The following is a 19,344-nucleotide window of genomic DNA, read 5'->3' on the forward strand; positions in this document are numbered from 1 at the left end:
CACCAGTCCAGTGTTCCGGTCAGAGCACATATCCCAATCTGCTAAACTTTATGTTCCACAGTTATGTCACTGGCTAATGTTCCGGTCAGAGCACATATCCCAATCTGCTAAACTATCCCATGTTTTATCCACTGCGCGCAAAGGTTCCGGTCAGAGCACATATCCCAATCTGCTAAACTTGTAGCTGATTGGGTGCGCTAGCTACTTGTGTTCCGGTCAGAGCACATATCCCAATCTGCTAAACTAGTAACACCATAAACCCCTGATTATTCAGGGGTTTATGCTTTTTTGAGGTGGTAAAAACGGGATTTTTCATCAAAATAAGTCGAATTGATCTGGGGATTTATTAGGGGCTTGTTTCGCTTTTCCACGAAAAGTGATGATACGTTCGTATTGTTTGTCCGTAAATTGTAGGATATTCACCTTGCCGCCGCTGGGTAAGTTTTGCTCGACTCGTTTGCAATACGTATCTACTTGAGTTTGGCTAGTACAAAAGCGCATGTATACAGAAAATTGCGACATTTCAAATCCCATATCGAGTAAGGAGTTGCGAAATTCGCTTGCTGCTTTGCGTTCAGATTTTTCTATCACAGGTAAATCAAACATCACTACAATCCACATGATGCGATATCCGGTAAGCATGGCGCATTACTCTTCTTGCAGAGCTGAAGCCAAATTGAGGGGTAAGCCAGGTAAAGGTAAATCCAGTTTATCTTTTTCACCAATAAATATTTGAGCCAACGATGTCGCAAGTTTTTGCGTACAGACAATAACAGGTGTGACACCGACATTTGTTTGCATATCGTCATACATGGTGCGAACTAATGCGCGCTTACTTTCCGGTGTGATAGAACTCTCACCTTGCTTATGCAACTGCCAAACTTTGAGATCAATCATTGGGCGAAATGGCTCCATCAAATCATCGACTAGGCGCATTGCGTTACCTTGATTACTATGATGTAGCCCCATCGTCGGATGCAGACCTGCAGCGACAACAGCACGTGCTGTTGTCGCACGCAACACGGTGTAGCCGTAATTAAGCATCGAGTTTAATCCGCCAGATTGTTGATCACGCCTAAAGTCGTCGCCAAATAGAAGACTCCAATACCGTCGTGCTCCTTGTGCCTCAAAATTGTCTGGATCACCAGAGCGTACTTTGCGTACCAAGGACGATAAAGGAATGCTGGCAACGTTAGCTGCCTCTAACGCTGCCGCTTGTTGTTGGAGTTTTGATTTAACAATATCGGCCCAAAGGCGTTTGATAGTGGGTTGAGATGCCGCTAGCTGCGCATCAAAACGTTTTGCCTGTTGAAAATTGCCTTCGATTGGTAGTAGCATGCCGGCTGCATTGTGATTCGCAGAGCACAGCACAAAAGGTGCGCAGCGTTCCGCTAGAGCGATGATTAAATTATTGGTATAACTCAAACCATGTGCGTTAGCGATGACCGCAGCGATATCGTCTAATGGTATTTGCCCTAGTTCCTTGCGTAGACCTTCAGTATCCTGCACCACCATAAAACCGCGTGATAGGAATAAATGGCGGCGGTCATCAGCTATTTCTACTATGCGGCCTATCATGGAGTTTACTCCTTAAAACCGGGATCACGTAGTTCACCTAGTGGAGATATTTTTACCATTCGTCCTTTTGCTTTTTGTAGAGAGCCTGCAGTTTTTGATATATAACCAAAAGCCTCTTCTTTGCTCCGGTTTCTAGCATCGACATTGGCCTCATTAATACCTGCCATAAAAATTTGTCCATTAGTACTAATGGTTGCAACTCTAGTCGATTGCTGAATGCCGTCTACTTCTAGCCTAACAAAGTCATCTATCATTAACCGCATTACCAACGGTTTTCCGGAAAGACTTTGAGTCAAGTCACGCAATCGTTTAATTCCTGAACTACGTACAAGCTGGTAAGCGTCAAATGTTGATACAACCTCTCCTTCCCACTTTCCTTTTTCGTTGCGGACAATCTCAATACAATAGTTACTGTCGCCTTTATATCCTTTGTAAGGCTTCGGTTCCCCATTAGGTTTTAGTCCGTGCCGATCAATTGCTTTGCCATCAGTAAATTCAATGACCTTGAGATTATCTTCAACGCGAGTACGTTTGCCATCAACTATCTTATGCACGCTAACTTTGTCATTGCCGAGCAAACTGTAAGCAGTATCATTATGCATCGCACCCTCGTGGCTATGATCTGGTTTGTGGCTCACCCAAATTCTTTGTATCGCACGCTCTACATGCTCGCGATAAGTCTCCCAAGGTAAAGGCATATTCTCGACAAGTCGATTAAGTTGTTTTTCTCTTGCGCTGGCACTTGCTTGCGCAAACCGTTGCATTAAACCTTGATCTGTAACGCCGATGACACAAGCATCAACTGCATGATGTCGATGATCGTTACGATTTTTTTCACCATTGAGCCCAAGTACATCATTCAAGCCAAACTTGGCTCGCAACATTGCTGTCATTTGTCCCGGGATAACGCGTGTTTTTGGACAAATCAATTGAACGTATTCACGTGCTATTTTGCTTAGATAGCGAGTGTCATTAAGTGCTCTGGCTAAAAAACCTGCATCGTCCTTAAGCCATCTTTGATAGCCATCCTCCGCAAAGCGGTATCGCTTAGCTTTAGGCATTTGCTCCGCTCTGGCGAGTATTTCGGCATAAGAAAATCCGGCTACCGTTTGCTTTCCAAACGCATCCCAAGGAGTATTGTTACCCTTAATTCGGTTCGCTTTGCGAAGTGCCACCGTCTTATTGTTGAGACTATCATCTAGCGTTATAGAGAATGGCAATATATGCTCAATTTCTACTTCGTTGCTGAGCAGCATGTGCGCGCTGATTTGAATCCCAGAGTATGGACAATGACGATCTGCTGGGTTAAAGCTGAGTTCTTCCCATAAAATCATTTTTTGCACATCTGCCGCTTTTACCCGCTCTTCGCTGATTTGTAGAATATTTGCCACATCGGTACGCAAGCGTGCGTTGCGTTTTTGATTCTCTGCTTGACGTTTATTCGCATCGTCCCGCTGATCTTTACTTTGTTTAAGATCTCGTGCGACTTCTACGATAATTTCACTAGGGTGTCCATAGCGTTTAATCAGCGCATTTACGACTAATCTAACCTGGTTCAGTCCGATATGAACAGTTGGGTTTGCTATACGTCCATAACGTTTTTCATCTGTGTCATTTGGGTTGCCTGTACCAAATCCGACATGGCGCTGTAGCGGCAGGCCGTAATAAGGAAGCTCTAATAAAATCTCACCTGTCGCTGATGCACTAATATTGCTATGGTGTGCGAAGCCTGCTGCCAGTACGGCTTTGTCGTAGGTTATAACGTTTTTTCTTAGCTCTGGAAGTATGCGGTTCAGCGCTTGTATACTTAGGCTTCCATATCCTTCCGGTAGCCCAATGTTGGCAATGACTTCCGCTTGGTCTTCGTCTATACCCGTTTCAGTAACAAGCCAGCGCATTAATTTTGCGAGATTTTCTTCTGTTACTAATTGATGCACTACAGCGTCTTGTTTGCTTTCGTCGAATGAAAACCATGATTTCCCAAAATGATCTGGTTTGCTCAGAATCGCGCTTGTCGTGTTGCCTTTAAGCTCCTGACGTTTCGCATCTTCAATATTAAATGTAATGGATCCTAAACCGAGTAATTTCGTTATTTGAGTGAATGAACGTTTGCTGTTCTCTTCGAGAGCCGCGACAATAATGTCTCGCTGCTGAATAGTTAAAGATTCTTCTTTGAGACCAGCACGCAGTATTCTGAGGTTATTTACTTCTTGGTAGACACGGAAGCGCTGCGTACTTGGTAGTGCGAGCGGCGCGCGCATCTCGTCTGGGAGTAGCGTACAGCGCCCGGGTGTGACAGGTTTGAGTGGACGTTGAAATAACAACGCATCTTTCAAATCTACTTTGGCTGTTTCGTTGAAAAGTGTCGGGTTGAATGTGGTTTGTTTTTGCCATAACGCTTCAAATTCAGCCTCAATCATTGCTCTGTCGATATATAGATCGTAGCTTTTATCGATGCGAGTTTTTCCGTCATCCCTAGTAACTTTACTTTCACGGAAACGGGCACGCACAGTTTTACCTGAACTGTCTCGTTTATGTAGCCATTCACCTACTGTGCGACAGTTTTCTTCAATAAGAGCCGATCGCAACTTACTAATTGCGGTTTTTAGGGCGCCGCTGTCATTATCTTTTTTATCGGTTTTACGATTACTTTTAAAGCCACGTCGCTGGTTGATATGAAAGAGTGCACGAGCGAATTCTTGTGGCGTCAACATTTCATCCAAGCCCTTGGCTCGTAGCGTATAGGGATTGAGTAGTTCTAGTTCTTTACGTGATTGTGCGTCAACAGGAAAAAAATTATGTTCTATAAGTGATTTAGTCATTCGCGCTTTTCGTTTTAATAAACGATCGCGACGGCGACGCGTAGCACGTGCTTCTCGGCGAGTAACGGCAAGTGATGAACCATCTTTTGGATTTCGTCCATCTGAAAAAATTCGTACTCCCGCCTTGATAACTGCTATCGGAGACGGCGGAATTTCTTGATCAAGTCTTATCATTGACCAACCTAAAGAGGTTGATCCTAAATCTAATGCCAACCGATACGCCATTTTGCCGAGCATCCTAGTTCCTTTGTTTTTTTATAACACATTGACTCTACAATAATATGCGACTATTATTCAAGCATTATCAGATTGGGATATGTGCTTTGGACGCTAACAAGCTGAAAGATGCACCAAATGAAAAGACCGCTATATGCGGTCTTTTGCTTTTTGCACGATGCGTTCTCTTTTGGGTATGCAATTTACCCCTAATAACATGGCGTGTATGATTCCCGAATGAACTTACCTACTCACTCCGCTGATGATCCGAATAATTCGGGTGATGCAGTGTCTCTCACTAGCGTTTCCCCTGTGTCGTCTTCAGCAACCGATACCATTTTGTCCGAGGCTACAGAGCCGGATGACTTACCCGAACCAATGTTGCCGCCTTACGAGGGCGTGTCCTTAAATAACGTTTTCGTGATTACTACTGCCGCACTGGCTGAGCAGGCGCGAATTGCTTTAATGGCAGCGGATGTGCTGGGCTTTGATACGGAATCGCGCCCGACTTTTGTTAAAGGTCAACATTCTAGCGGGCCGCATTTGATACAGCTGGCGACCGATACGCAGGCGTTTTTATTTCCGGTTTTGGATTCGCTTTATTTAGAGCCGGCCAAACAGGCGCTGGAAGCCAGTCATATATTAAAAGTAGGTTTTGGTCTGGGTGACGATCAGAGCCGTTTGCGTTCTCGTCTGGGGATCGCGCCACAAAATGTGCTTGATCTGTCGCGTGCAATGCGTAAGAAAAAGGGCAGTGACATGGGCGCGAAGTCGGCTGTGGCCTTGTTCTTCGGGACGAAGCTACAAAAGTCGAAAAAGATATCCACCTCTAACTGGTCATTAGTGCCATTGACTGAGCGCCAAATCAAGTATGCCGCAGATGATGCCCAAGTGGCTTTGCTGACTTACCGACATTGGTTGGCATTGCAGTCGTAGCCTTTGCCTTAATCGACACTAATTTTTTCTAATATTCAGTATGTTTATGCCGCGAGTGCTGCCTCGCTTCGACTAATTTGAGGCGTATGCTGGGCAGCCTTGCTTTGCAGCCTCAGAGCCAGCTCTTGCGTATATTTTGCCTGTGCCTTAACGCAAAAACCGCCGGAATATGGATTCATAAATCCGTGGTTAGTATTAGGGGCTAACTCCACTAAAAGTTCTGCTGTTTTGTTCTGGCGCAACTGCTGTAGGAGTTTTGCAGGATCAAACGCGGCTTCCCGTTCGGCCAAAATCAATCGGGTGGGGCAGAGCGCTTGTAGATGTGTGTATTCGCGTATGCGTGATCCATAAAATAAGTGTGCCGAAGCTATTTTTCTGGCTAAGCTGCTAGCAGCAACCATCCACAATGCGCTGGCGCCGACACTAAAGCCGATGACGTCGAGCTTATTTTCTGGATTGTGTGCTGAATTTTGTTCTGTATTACGTTCGGCGTTATGTTCGGCGTTATGTTTAGCCTCAAACTGCTGCGCCTCTAAAAGCGCGATGATCTTTTCTACATAGCGCGTCAATCCGCCTTGCGCAATAAACGCTTGATAAGCGACTTGCTCTGAACGGAAATCACTTTGCTCGTCATCAAAAGGTGAGATCACCAGACAATCTTGTCCCAGACTACGAACCAGGCTTGCCAGCGCTGGGGTTTTGCCAAAGACATCTGTGGCGATTAATACGGTCATAAATTTTAAACAGCTTTGGCAGCAGGTATTGTTTGCACTGAGCGTTTGCGCCCGGTTTGCAGTTGACTCGCGATGAGTCCCTGACTGCCAATTGGATAAGCAAAATAAGAAAGAGGCGCAGACTACTGGACTCGTCTTAAAACCACAAGTGTTTATTGAAGCCTGTATTGAAGTTAAGAGTTCAGTGCTCGTCTATATTTGCATTGATTTTTGCACGGAGTTGCGGCGAATTTGGCAAGTCAAACACAAAAAATGTGTCATTCCTGGCAGTGTAAAAAATTATCCTCATTGAGTGATTGACACCACGATCTGGTCTGGTAATACTCCGTTACATTTTGTTGAACTTCTGAAACATAAGAGGTTCACACCAAACAGTCAAAATCAATAATCAAAAGCTACTACTCTAGGGAGATTCTTCTATGTTGCGTCAAACGCTGATCGTCATTGCACTCGCCTCAACTCTTGTTACGGCTTGCAGCAAGAACGATAAAAATGGAAAAGATGATGCAGCTAAAGCCAGCGCAAGTGCAAAGGCCAGCGCAAGCTCCAGCACTAGCTCTGGGGCGGCTGAGCAAAGTCGTTTGCGGATTTCTCCCGAAGATATGTTGTTGATACAAAATAGCGCCTTGTCCTCCGGTCCAGTGATTACCGGGTCGGTCCAGCCTGAGCGCAAAGCGGATTTGCGTGCAGAGTTATCCGCAGTCGTTTTGCAGGTGCTAAAAGAAAATGGCGAAGTCGTAAAACGTGGTGATTTGCTGGTGCGCCTGGATGACACCTCGATCCGCGACAGCCAGCATTCTGCAGAAGAGGCGGCGCGGGCATCTGCGCAATCGTTTGATCAGGCGGAGCGGCAGTTTCAGCGTTTAAAAACTTTGCGCGCATCTGGCATGGTATCGACCCAATCTTTAGAAGATGCCGAAATCCGCCGCAATAATGCACAGAGCGATCTGGTCGCCGCAAAGGCAAAAGTAGTTCAGGCCAAACAGCAAATGCAACGTACCGAAGTGCGCGCCCCATTTGACGGCATCGTCAGCGAGCGCAAAGTGTCTGCTGGTGACACGGCGCAGATCGGTAAAGAATTACTGAAGGTCATTGACCCGACCAGCATGCGACTGGAAGGCCTGGTGTCTGCCGATAAAGTGAATGAAGTCAAGATCGGCCAGGCAGTCGTTTTTCATATGAATGGCTACGGTGACCAAGAGTTCAGCGGAAAAGTAAAGCGGGTTGATACCGCCGCCAACCCGACTACGCGTCAGGTTGAGGTACTGGTTGCATTGACTGGCGAAACGCAGCCACGCGTCTCAGGTCTGTATGCAGAAGGTCGTATCGAGGCCGGTAGCACTCAAACGATGATGATTCAACGTTCTGCCTTGGTCTTGGATGGCGACAAAGCCTATGCTTGGCAGATTAAAGATGGCGCAATTAAAAAAGTCAGCCTGATCTTGGGTACCCGTGATCCACGTCACGGTGATTACGAAATTCGCTCAGGTCTGGTGGTTGGCGACAAAGTCATCCGCAGTCCTTTATCTACGCTAAGTGAGGGTCAAAAGGTTGATCTGATTGCTGCGCCAGCGAGCGTCGAGCTGAAACCAGTCGCAAGTTCAGCCTCAACTTCAGCTTCAACCGCAGCCTCAAGCACGACTGCAACCGCAGCTAAAGCGTCGGAGAAATAATATGTTCTTATCTGACTTCAGTATTAAACGTCCGATTGCGATGATCGTGATCATTGTCGGCTTGATGTGCATCGGTTTTCTGGCGCTAAAAAAGCTCAAGGTCAACGAGCGTCCCAATGTAGAAATCCCCGCTTTGATTGTCTCTTTCCCTTATCCTGGTGCATCACCAGAATCCGTCGAGCGCGAGATTATTAACCGGGTAGAAAAATCACTGCAAAGTATTTCTGGCGTGGACAACATCAGCTCAACTGCTAATGAAGGCAGTGCCACTATTGTGCTGGGATTTACTTTTACCAAAAATATGATCGAAGCAGCGGAAGAAGTGCGCAATGCAATTGGTGCAGTCCGCTACAAGTTGCCGACCGAAATGCGTGAACCGATTTTGCAGCGGATTGATCCGAATGCACAACCGATCATGCAATTGGCCTTGTCCTCCAGTACCTTAAATCATGCTGAGATATCGCGGATGGCAGAAGATCAGTTGGCTGATAAGTTTCGTGCCATTGATGGCGTCTCCGTGGTCACGGTAAATGGGTCTTTAAAACGTGAGCTGAGTATTTTATTGCGTGCACAAAAAATGCGTGAGTACAACGTCTCCGCAGCAGAGGTCGTCAACGCTTTACGTAACCAAAACACCACTGCGCCAGTAGGTAAAGTCCGCGGCAAACTCAATGAAGAAAGTATCCGTCTGATTGGCCGTATTGAGTCGCCTGCCGAGTTTGAACAAATCGTGATCAAGCAGCGCGGTAGCGAAGTGGTAAGACTGGCGCAAGTCGCCACGATTAAAGATGATTTTGCAGAGATCAACGGCTTTAGTATCCGCAACGGTAATGCCAACGTTGGTATAGCGATCACCCGCTCACGCGATGCCAGCACGGTGAGCGTGGCGAATAAAATCCGCGATCTGACGACCGAGATCAGCAAAACTCTGCCTGCCGGTACCAAGTTTGAAGTGACCCAGGACGGTGGTAAAAACGCGGAGAATAGCCTCAACAACGTGATCGATTCACTGATGTTTGGTGCGGTCTTAACGATTTTTGTGGTGTATGTATTTTTAAATTCCTGGCGCTCTACCTTGATCACGGCGCTCAGCTTACCGACCTCGGTGATTGCTGCTTTTATTGCGATCTGGCTGTGCGGCTTTACTTTGAATTTTATGACTTTACTGGGTCTGTCGCTGGCGGTCGGGGTCTTGATTGATGATGCCATTGTGGTACGCGAGAATATCGTCAGGCATATGGAGATGGGATCAGACCGGCGCACTGCTGCGCTCAACGGCACCAGTGAAATTGGTCTTGCCGTTGCTGCGACGACATTCTCTATCATTGCCGTATTTATCCCTGTAGCGTTTATGCCGGGTGTGTCTGGCGAATGGTTTCGCCCATTTGCATTAACTGTGACCAGTTCCGTTCTGGTCAGTCTGTTTATCTCCTTTACGCTGGACCCGATGTTGTCGGCGTATTGGGGTGATCCTATCGGTCATCATGAGAAACCGAAGACAGGATTGAGTCTGCAACTCGCCAAATTTAATACCTGGTTTGATCATCAGGCAGATCGTTATGGCCGCATCATTGCCTGGGCTTTACATCACCGGATCTGGATGGCGTTGATCGCTATCATGAGTTTGGTACTGGCAATCGGCTTGTTTGGAAAATACGGCGGCACCAGCTTTTTCCCTGCCTCTGACAACGGTACGATTATCATTAATGTGCGCACACCATCGAGCTCCAGTATTGATTATGCCCGCTTAAAAGTAGAAGCTGCAGCGACACTGGCACGCACGATTAAAGAGACAGTTGCCACCAATAGCAACGTCAATTCAGCCGGTGGACGTGTGTATGTGGATATCGGCAAAAGTACGCTGCGTAAACGATCTGCAGTTGAAATCGGTGCCGAACTGCGTAAGCTAGTTGGTAGCCTGATCGGTGCAGAATATGTCGTGCAAGAAGACTTGAGCAATGGCGGCGGTAAGCCTGTTCAGATCAATTTTTACGGCACGGATTCTCGTAAATTGCTCCAGATTACCGGTGACTTTATTGAGAAATTACGCGCAGTCAATGGCGCGGTCGACGTCGGTTTGTCTGAGCAAGATCCTAAGGACGAATTGCAGATTGAACTCAATCGTGGCTTTGCCAATGCCTTGGGGATTTCTGTCAACGACACCGCACAGGCTTTGCGTGTAGCGTTTGCCGGGGTTGAGGTAGGCGACTGGGTAGATCCCACTGGCGAGGCGCGCGATGTGGCAGTGCGTTTGCATCCAGATGACAGAGTCAGCGCCGAAAACATCGAGCATTTGCCGGTAGCAGTCAGCGGTAGCGACAAGATGGTGCCACTCGACCAGATCGCTAAAATTACAATGGGTAAAGGACCGGCCAAGATTGAGCACTCCAACGGCAAACGGACGATTACCGTGTCTGCCAATACACAAGGGCGCTCGCCTGGTGAAGTCACGACAGATGCCTTGGCGATTGCGAAAGCGATCAACTTCCCGCCGGGCTTTGGCTTGGAATTAACTGGTTCGACCAAAGATCAGAAAGAATTATTCACCGAAATGATCACTGCTCTGATCATGGGAATCGGCTTGATGTATCTGATACTGGTCATGCAATTTGGCTCTTTTACCGCGCCCTTGGCCGTCATGTTGTCTCTCCCTTTAAGCTTGATCGGCGTCATGATTGCGCTGCTGTTGACGCACTCCACCATCAATCTGATGAGTATGATCGGTATCATTATGCTGATGGGGCTGGTCGCAAAAAATGCTATCTTGTTGCTGGACTGCGCCCGCAAACATGAGCAAGAAGGGTCCGGTGATGATAGAGAAGCCTCATTAATGTACGCAGGCCGTATGCGTTTGCGTCCTATTTTGATGACGACATTCGCCCTGATCGCAGGCATGTTGCCGGTGGCGATAGGCATGGGTGAGGGTGGTGAGTTTTATCGTCCGTTAGCAATTTCTATCATCGGCGGCACGATCACTTCCACCTTGCTGACCTTATTGGTGGTGCCGACTTTCTACGACAGTATTGAGATCGCACGCGACCGCATGTTTGCCAAGTTTGCGGATAGAAATAGTCGTTGGAATCCTATTTTTGCTTTCTTTGTTACCTTGATCGAAGCCTTGTTGACCTTGACCTTATTGCGCTTTGTGTTCCGCTCTTTGCTCAAAGGGTTTGCGTACCTGGTACATCACAAACGCGCTAGTGTTTAGCACAATGGATTTGGATTAAAGCTAATCCGAATTATTGAAAAACAAAAAGCCGTTCAGTTTAGACTGAACGGCTTTTGTTTTTGGCTTTGACTTTTGATGACGCTGTTGCTGGTGTTATTGCTGATGTTTGAGTTTGCTGCAGGACTGGATTCTCTCAATGGAAGTCAGCTTTGCATAAATCTGATATTTATATACTCCTGATATGTATATTTAATCGTCCAGAGAATCATTGGACAATAGACCATATTTTCATAAAATAAGGGGGAGTATATTGAAAGTGATCATAAAATGTCAAAGAAATCCCGATGACAAAGGTAGCGGCTCACTTATCACGGGTCGGGAACACATCTTTTCTTTGCTGATGTTTAAACCAATCTTTCAGCATCTGCTCTTCATATCTAAAGCCGCTATAACTGAAATCAGGTTTGGACTGAAAATCCATGTCGCGCAAATCTTCTTTGCCAGAGGCGACGACTTCCTGCTTATCATTTTTGAGTGAATAAGAGAATGACATTTTTGGCCAGTCGATGGCTTTGACTATCCGCACATCTTGTAGTCCACCTGCAAAGCCATGTCTGATTTCACCTGCCAGATCCAGATCAGTGACATTGATTTCTAGCTGGTAGCCATCGGGTAATCGTTTTGCCAGATCGGCAAAAATCCCATCAAATGTTTTAATCAGGTTGGCTTGTGCGTTCTCTTGCGTCTCGTTGGCGCTGCGGATGTCGGTAAATTTTTCTGGTGCTATCCAATTGACTTTGGCTTCGCCTGCCATGGCAGTTTGCGCCGTCAACATCAGACCGATCGCCATTAGCGCGCCCAAGATCGCTGTAGCTGCGTTGCTTACTTTGCTTGCTGGAAGCATGTTAATTCTCCTTGCGTTTGATGTTGAAAAGAGGGACGGATTCATCCTTAATCACTCCCTGCATTTCGCCCAGATATTCGGGGCTTAACATCATTGTAGCCATTCGCATCAATTCTAAAAGCTTGCTTACAAATTGATATGAATCGTAAGAATCATCCATGCAAATGGCTAGGGTCTGTCAGTCTGTTGACAAATAAATCTCACGATTTAATTGTCAACAGACCCTAGCGACCAGACCTTGGCAACGCTGCCGTTTATTTAACGGCATCGGCCTTGATAATCTCGTTTAAAACCCGACCCTCGCTGCCGCTAGGCGGGCGCACATGTAACAGGTGCGCCAGTGTTGGGGCGATATCGACGACTTCGGCATATTCCGCATAAGCACCCGGTTTAATCCAGCGCTTACCCATGATCATCAATGGTACGTTGGTGTCATAGTTATAAGGCGATCCATGTGATGTGCCGGTGGTGCCGCTGCCGAAGTACCAATATGGTTTGGTAACGATCATGACGTCGCCAGACACTTGCTGATTCCAGCCGCGTTGCATCAGCTTGGCTTGGCGCGAGTTAGGTAAATTGCCGTTACTCAACTGCGTGCGGGTGTAGGTATTTGCTACGCCAGGGTAGTTAGATAAAAAGCGGGCGATCGCGTTTTCTACATCTTCCCGCTTCAGGCCTTTTTGATCGATGCTTGGGTAATCCAGCATCAAGCTAGGAAACGAAAATTTGAGGACCAGATTCTTTAGTCCAAATTTTTCTGATAAATGGTCGTTGACGTCGCTCATCAGTTTGGCGGTATTCAGACGCTGCGCATCGCGCTTCTGTGACTGAGAAAATTCTGGCACATTAGGGAAGCCATGATCGGCGGTTAACACAATCAGTGTGTTCTCCAGTCCTACACGTTTTTCTACATCATCAAAAAAGCTGGCGAGCAGACGGTCAAGGCGTTGCAGATGGTCGTGCGACATACGGCTTTCTGGGCCAAAACTATGATTGATATAGTCGTGGCTAGACAAGCTGATGCCCAGCACATCGGGGACGCCCGCCGGATTGCGACCTAATTTTTCACCATCAATGGCAGCGCGGGCAAAGTCCAGCGTCAGCTCATCGAGATAAGGGCTGTACGGCAGTTTGCCGTAATAATTAGCGTCTGGCTGACCTGAGTCGCTGCCATAAATAAAAGGAAAACCACTGCGGTTATCTACCACCGCTGCCATACCTGGCGAATTATCCGGCGCATCGCTGGCATAGGCTGGTGCAGGTAACAAGGGTTTCCATTGTTTGCCGTAGAAGCGGTCTTGCGGCTTGGCAGCGCTAAAAGTTTTAAGCCAATCCGGGTTCTCTTTCTGGTAATAAGTGCTGGTGGCAAAATTACCTGATTTGCCCATGTACATGTATGCCGTGCCAGTTTTGCCAGCGAGCAGGATTGCACCACGATCTTTGCCTGATACTGTCACCACTTTAGATAAATTGCCATTGCTGTAACGCAGCTCATCGCCTAGCGTACTTACCCGTAAATTTGCAGGAGAGGTGCCATCGCTGGGTTTGGTTTCTTCGTTCAGGTAAGTGTAAGCGGCATCTTGTGTGCAATACATCGAGCTCATGCTGGCACGATCTATCCACTCGTTGCCGATAATGCCGTGTTGATAAGGATAAGCGCCCGTCAGCACCGCTACATGACCAACCGCCGTCACGGTGACGCCATGTGCCTGATGGCTGTCACTAAACCATGCACCCTGATCCAGCAAGCGGCGAAAGCCACCTTGACCAAACTGATCGCGATAACGTTGCACCTGTTCTTGCGGTAATCCGTCGACGACTAATACCACCACCAGTTTCGGTTTAATGACATTGTTAGCAGGGATTTTGTCGGCTGCTACAGCCGTGCCGGAAATGGACAGCGCGATGGCGGCTGCGCTGGCAGCAACGCATGTCGCCATCAATGCCCGCTGAAAACGGTGTAAACCTTGATGCGGAAGCTTGCTGCTACTGAGTGAATTGGATTTGGTCATGGCATATGAGATGGTTGAGATGGCAGATATTTTGCCAAGGACTATTAACAGTAATCTTTCGATTTAATCGTGAATAGCTTCTGAGCAGCATGTAAGAATAATAGAAAAACTCATATCATCACAGAGCAGAATTACATGTTGATGACGCGCTTACTTGTCTGATGTTATATGCCCGGCTTGGTATGTTTGACGATCGGTAAAAATACATACCGTATTTTTAACATCCTAAGCCTGTGAATATGCATCCTGTCCCAAATGCGCTTGAGCTTTTTTCGTGCTTTCTTACACTGTCAGATTTTAACGATGCGCACCTGGAGAAATACGACATGCGTAAAAAGATAAATTGGATTCGGGGTTTAGTGTCAACATTCGCTGCAACAGCCATCGTGGCACTGCCGTTTGCAGCGCAGGCGCAAGGCGATCTGGCGACGCTTGACCGCGACATGGTCGGGCCACGCTCGCAGATACTGGTACTCGGCACCATGCATCTGAACAGTCTGCCAAAAGACTTCAACCCTGCGGCACTGGACGGCGTATTAAACCGGCTGGCGGCGTTTAAGCCTGACATCATCACTGTTGAGGACCAGTCCGGTGAAGAGTGCGATCTTGCTGCCCGCCATCCTGCAAAGTACGGTGCCGAGTACTGCGATCCTACTGACGTGGCGAAAGCGGCTACCGGGCTAGATGTACCTGCCGCTATGGCCGAAGTGGATAAGACGCTCAAGGCCTGGGCTGCTCAATCCGTAAGGAATCAGGCTCCAACCCCAGCGCAACGGCGACGTCTGGCCGCGCTATTTCTGGCGTCAAATGAACTTGCCTCGGCCTACGTGCAGTGGCGACAGCTTCCAGAGGCGGAGCGTCATGTCGGCGATAGTCTGGACACTGCATTAATCGCAAAACTTAGACGGATGGAGACGGTGAATAACGAGAGCTACCAGTTAGCCGCGCGTCTTGCCGCACGCTTAGGCTTACAGCAGGTTTATGCAGTAGATAATCACACTGGTGATCGTATCGATGTGCCAGACATTAAGGCCTTTGTTAAGTCGATCGAGGCGGCCTGGGTCGCGGGCGGTGTGGTGTTGAGCGAGCGTGAAAAGCGGGAAGATGTCTTATCGAAGGCAAGCGATCTGCTGCCGCTATACCGTTCCATCAACGACCCGGAAGGCCTGCGGATACGCGCCGAAGCCAATGTCAGCGCAGCCTTACGGGCAAAGTCGCCAGAAGGCCATCCGCAAATGTGGGTTGCGGGCTGGGAAATCCGTAATCTGCGTATGGTCGCCAACATCCGCGAAACCTTCCGCGAACGCCTCGGTGCCCGCGTCTTGTCGATTGTCGGCGCCACACACAAGCCGTGGTTCGATGCCTGGCTAGGACAACTGCAAGGTGTGGATATCGTCGATGTGGCAGCGGTGCTGAAATAATGTTGAACTGTTACTGAGTTATAGCTGAACTGTTGCAGAACCAACACGCAACTGTCACTAGGAAATTTCAAGCAAAACCACATCGCCGATATCGCAGAATTGATGGCGCGCGGCAGCCTATTTCAGCTGCGTTGCGCCACCTTTATTTCCTTGAGTGTTCGCCAGATGCTTATCAAAAAAAGTCGCAATCGTGCGAAACACATGCTTCTGCTTTGCTGCGCCGGATATTCCGTGTTTTGCACCCGGGTAAGTCATCAGATCAAACAAGATGCCACGGTTGCTTAAATCATCGATGAGCTTGGTGGTATTGGTGAACAACACGTTGTCATCGGCCATACCATGTATTAGTAATAATGGTGACTTCAATCCATCCAGATGAGCAAACACACCGCTTTGGCGGTAGCCTGCCGGATTGTCTTTTGGGCTGTTGATAAATTGCTCAACATAATGCGTGTCATACAAGGCCCAGTCAGTCACCGGCGCGACCGATACACCCGCCGCGATTTTGTCGGATGCAGCGGACAATAAACGCAGACTCATAAAGCCGCCATAACTCCAGCCAAACACGCCTATCCGTTTGGCATCAACAAAGCTTTGCTGCGCCAGCCAGTTGATCCCTGTGACCTGATCGGCGACTTCATTTTTACCCAGCGTTTGATAAATGGCGTCGGTAAAGCGGCGCTCACGACGTGCAGATCCTCGGTTGTCTAGTTTAAAAACGATATAACCTTGCTGCGCCATATATTGTTCAAACAAGCTACCCCAATGACGTTGCACGGTTTGCGCGCCGGGGCCGCCATACACTTGCAAAAACACGGGGTAACGCTTGCTCGCATCAAAGTCCAGCGGCTTTTTGATGGAATAATACAGAGTCTGACCATCATCCGATGTCAGCGTGCCGTATTCAGTAGGCACATGGCTGCTGGCGTAACGCGCATACGGGTGTTTAGCATTGACTTCGTTATGTTCTATCCAGGCGATCAGCGTGCCATCTGGCTGACGCAGGCTGACTTGCGGCGGCGTGTTGGGATCAGACCAGGTATCAATAAAGACCTCCGCTTTGCCTGAGAATTTGGCTTCGTGCCAGCCATCGGTTTTGCTGACGCGTACTGGGGTATCGGCAGTACTGCCATCTAAGTTCAATGCATAGATTTGTTTGTCGGTGACTGCATCACGGTTGGAGCTAACGAATATTTTTTGTGCCTTCTCATCGACTGCCAATATGTTGTCGATACCCCATTCACCCTGGCTGATAGGGTGGATCAGTTTGCCTTGTAGATCGTACAGATAGATATGCTTGCGCCCACTGCGCTCAGAGGTCCAGATAAACTGCCGCGATTCTTTCAAAAAATAAGGCTTATCCATAATGCTGACCCAGCTTGCAGAGGTCTCTGTCAGCATAGTTGTTTGCGTCAGACTGCTGGCATTGACAGCGATTAAATCGAGTTGTTTCTGGTTGCGGGTCTGGCGTTGATATACCAGTGTTTTTGCATCCGCACTCCAGTCGGCGCGTACCAGATAAATATCTTTGTCTTTGCCAATATCAATTTGTTTAATTTCGCTATTTTCCGGATTGACCAGAGCCAAACTCACCAGCACATTGGCAGCACCCGCGTAGGGGTAACGCTGTTCAATGACATCAGTGCGGTCAGCATAAATCTCAAAGCGGCGGGCAATCGGGACCGGACTTTCGTCAAAGCGTTTAAACGCAATCGCAGTATCGTCCGGTGCCCACCAATAGCCGCTGGTTTGCGCCATCTCTTCTTGGGCGACAAATTCGGCTTCTGCGTTGTGGATCGTCCCGCCGCCGTCTTTAGTCAGCTGGCGCTCGGTGTTGGTGGTGAGGTCAAGCACAAATAAATTTTGATCGCGGATGTACGAGACATACCGGCCCTTGGGCGAAATTTGTGCCGACATCACCGCGCCAGATGCGATCTTGCGCGCTTTGTCGGTATGCGCTAACTCAACCAGATACAAATCACCGGCTAAGGGGACTAATAATTGTTTGCCATCTGGCGACCAGTCGTAGTCAACTATCCCGCGCAGATTGGCAATCCGTTCACGCTCGCGGCGGGCTTTTTCCTGATCAGAAATCTGCTCGTTGGCTTGCAGCACTTTGCTATCCAGCAGCAGGCGCATGCTTTGATCTTTGACGGTCAACTCCCATAAATCGAGCTGAAACTGATCGTCGTCGCGCCCACGCAAAAATGTTACTCGCTGGCCGTCGGGCGATACCTGCAAATTTCTGGGACTGCTGCCAGCCAAACTGGCGTTATCAAAAATACGTTCCAGAGTAAGACGCTCTGCCGATGCGGGGAGGGCCAAGGCTGCGAGTAAAGGGAATAATAAGGGGCGCATAAAAATCCTAGAAAACTGGATAAGGTCGTTAGCCAGCACAAACTGGTGAACTCTTGAGTTTTTCACTGCAGAGTATTGAGAAGGCAACAAGATAGCAAATAATGACTTATTTTGCTTCAAATCAATTTTTGGGTTTGGTTTGTCAGAATGCTAGACTAGAATTAAGGTGCATCAGTGTTACTACTTAGTTTGTGTTTGCTTTGTATTTGTTGTGCATCGTCGTACTGGAAAGAAAAAGAGGTTGCAGTGGTGTCCGATACATTTCTTCGTGATTTGATCAATATTATTCCGGTATCGATGACGGTATTGATTAATAACAAAATCGTCTATGCCAACAGGGCCGCTGCGATATTGCTAGAGGCAGAGAGTGCCACCAGCCTGATCGGGCGCCCGGTCAGTGATTTTGTTCATCCTCTGGATGCCAACCGATCGAATCAACGTTTAAACAAACAAGGTGCCAATTGGGCTAATGATCCTACCCAATTTCGTCTGCGGACTTGCAAAAATAACTTGCGCATGCTCTTAGTCGCAAGCTCGTCTATTCAGTTTGGCGGCGAGGGCGCAGTATTGCTGGTGGGGATGGACATGACAGCGCAGAGCGAAATCTCCGAGCAACTTCGCATCAGTGAGAAAAATTTCCGCCATCTTTTTGAGAATATGCAGGACGTGTATTACCGCACCGATGCGGCCGGAATAGTGCAAATGGTTGGCCCCGGTGTGCGCACCGTATTGGGCTATGAGCCAGAAGAAATTGTTGGTAAAAATGCCGAATCGTATTATCCGCATAACGAAGACCGCGATGCATTTAAAGCGGCAATTATCAAAGATGGCAAAGTATCTGACTTCCCAGGCCAGATGGTGCGCAAAGATGGACGAGTGATTGATATCTCTATCAGCAGCAAAGCGATTTACGACGACGCTGGTGCTTATGCCGGGGTAGAGGGCATTTACCGCGATGTGACTCAACGCAAAATGTTGGAGCGAGAGCTACAACTGCTGGCAACCACCGACACGCTGACCGGTATATTGAACCGGCGTGCTTTTCTGGAGCAAGCGGAACATATTTTTAAGACTAGCCAGCGCTACAACAATAGTTTGACCTTGCTAATGTTGGATCTGGACTACTTTAAAGCCATCAATGACCAATACGGACATCTCAGTGGCGATAAAGTGCTGACCCGATTTGCCCAAACCGTCACGCTGGAGCTACGCGATTCAGATGTATTTGGACGATTAGGTGGCGAAGAGTTTTGCGTTTTGCTGCAACAAGCCAGCCGCGAAGACGCCATCAGCGCAGCAGAACGGATACGTCAGCACGTGCAAGACCTAGTACTACATGCGACATCGGGCGAGCAGTTTCACCTGACAGTCAGCATCGGCGTAGCGACAAATTTAGAAAGCGATAAAAAACTAGGTAAGCTGCTGGAGCGTGCAGACAAAGCGCTATACGAGGCCAAGCGCAGCGGTAGAAATCGGGTGATGCTGGATCTTTGATATTGAACTGATATTTTAGATGTCCAA

Annotated in this window: 12 protein-coding genes; 5 read left to right on the forward strand and 7 right to left on the reverse strand. The window is 48.0% G+C overall.

Going from position 1 to position 19,344, the window contains the following annotated elements; translation table 11 throughout:
- Window positions 1-315 precede the first annotated feature (315 nt).
- The 3 genes from cas2 to cas9 are packed head-to-tail and all read right to left on the reverse strand — an operon-like array spanning window position 316 to window position 4,637.
- On the reverse strand, window positions 316-642 hold the full coding sequence (cas2, locus tag QN395_RS17050) for a CRISPR-associated endonuclease Cas2 (protein ID WP_262835340.1): 327 nt from the start codon (window positions 640-642) through the stop codon (window positions 316-318).
- A gap of 6 nt (window positions 643-648) precedes the next feature.
- The gene (gene cas1 / locus QN395_RS17055) at window positions 649-1,578 is read right to left on the reverse strand and encodes a type II CRISPR-associated endonuclease Cas1 (RefSeq protein ID WP_322119768.1); all 930 of its coding nucleotides are present in this window, start codon (window positions 1,576-1,578) and stop codon (window positions 649-651) included.
- 5 nt (window positions 1,579-1,583) lie between these two features.
- The gene (cas9, locus tag QN395_RS17060) at window positions 1,584-4,637 is read right to left on the reverse strand and encodes a type II CRISPR RNA-guided endonuclease Cas9 (protein ID WP_322119767.1); all 3,054 of its coding nucleotides are present in this window, start codon (window positions 4,635-4,637) and stop codon (window positions 1,584-1,586) included.
- Between the two features lie 216 nt (window positions 4,638-4,853).
- On the opposite strand from cas9, the gene QN395_RS17065 reads away from it, so the two are divergent.
- Window positions 4,854-5,552: a 3'-5' exonuclease gene (locus tag QN395_RS17065; RefSeq protein ID WP_322119766.1), complete on the forward strand. Its 699-nt coding sequence runs from the start codon at window positions 4,854-4,856 to the stop codon at window positions 5,550-5,552.
- Window positions 5,553-5,596: 44 nt separating this feature from the next.
- On the opposite strand, the gene QN395_RS17070 is transcribed toward QN395_RS17065, so the two are convergent.
- A complete protein-coding gene (locus tag QN395_RS17070; RefSeq protein ID WP_323492601.1) occupies window positions 5,597-6,286 on the reverse strand; it encodes a dienelactone hydrolase family protein in 690 nt (229 codons plus the stop codon).
- A 419-nt stretch (window positions 6,287-6,705) separates the two neighbouring features.
- On the opposite strand from QN395_RS17070, the gene QN395_RS17075 reads away from it, so the two are divergent.
- Window positions 6,706-7,959, forward strand: a complete 1,254-nt coding sequence (locus QN395_RS17075) for an efflux RND transporter periplasmic adaptor subunit (protein WP_322119764.1) — start codon at window positions 6,706-6,708, stop codon at window positions 7,957-7,959.
- Window position 7,960: 1 nt separating this feature from the next.
- Window positions 7,961-11,167, forward strand: coding sequence for an efflux RND transporter permease subunit (locus tag QN395_RS17080; protein ID WP_323492600.1), 3,207 nt, complete (start codon window positions 7,961-7,963; stop codon window positions 11,165-11,167).
- A 322-nt stretch (window positions 11,168-11,489) separates the two neighbouring features.
- Here the strand turns inward: QN395_RS17080 and QN395_RS17085 are convergent, their stop codons facing one another.
- Together QN395_RS17085 and QN395_RS17090 are read right to left on the reverse strand one after the other, a co-directional pair.
- On the reverse strand, window positions 11,490-12,032 hold the full coding sequence (locus tag QN395_RS17085) for a DUF3016 domain-containing protein (protein ID WP_322119762.1): 543 nt from the start codon (window positions 12,030-12,032) through the stop codon (window positions 11,490-11,492).
- A gap of 254 nt (window positions 12,033-12,286) precedes the next feature.
- On the reverse strand, window positions 12,287-14,044 hold the full coding sequence (locus QN395_RS17090; RefSeq protein ID WP_322119761.1) for an alkaline phosphatase family protein: 1,758 nt from the start codon (window positions 14,042-14,044) through the stop codon (window positions 12,287-12,289).
- 326 nt (window positions 14,045-14,370) lie between these two features.
- On the opposite strand from QN395_RS17090, the gene QN395_RS17095 reads away from it, so the two are divergent.
- Complete coding sequence (locus QN395_RS17095) at window positions 14,371-15,465, forward strand: DUF5694 domain-containing protein (RefSeq protein WP_322119760.1); 1,095 nt, start codon at window positions 14,371-14,373, stop codon at window positions 15,463-15,465.
- Between the two features lie 117 nt (window positions 15,466-15,582).
- Here the strand turns inward: QN395_RS17095 and QN395_RS17100 are convergent, their stop codons facing one another.
- The gene (locus QN395_RS17100; protein ID WP_322119759.1) at window positions 15,583-17,823 is read right to left on the reverse strand and encodes a S9 family peptidase; all 2,241 of its coding nucleotides are present in this window, start codon (window positions 17,821-17,823) and stop codon (window positions 15,583-15,585) included.
- A gap of 249 nt (window positions 17,824-18,072) precedes the next feature.
- Between QN395_RS17100 and QN395_RS17105 the strand changes: the two genes are divergently transcribed.
- Entirely contained in the window at window positions 18,073-19,317 is a 1,245-nt protein-coding gene (locus QN395_RS17105; RefSeq protein ID WP_322119758.1) for a diguanylate cyclase, read from the forward strand.
- Window positions 19,318-19,344: the final 27 nt, after the last annotated feature.

Origin of the sequence: Undibacterium sp. RTI2.2 (assembly GCF_035018705.1) — a bacterium.
In the GTDB taxonomy this organism is placed as follows: domain Bacteria; phylum Pseudomonadota; class Gammaproteobacteria; order Burkholderiales; family Burkholderiaceae_D; genus Undibacterium.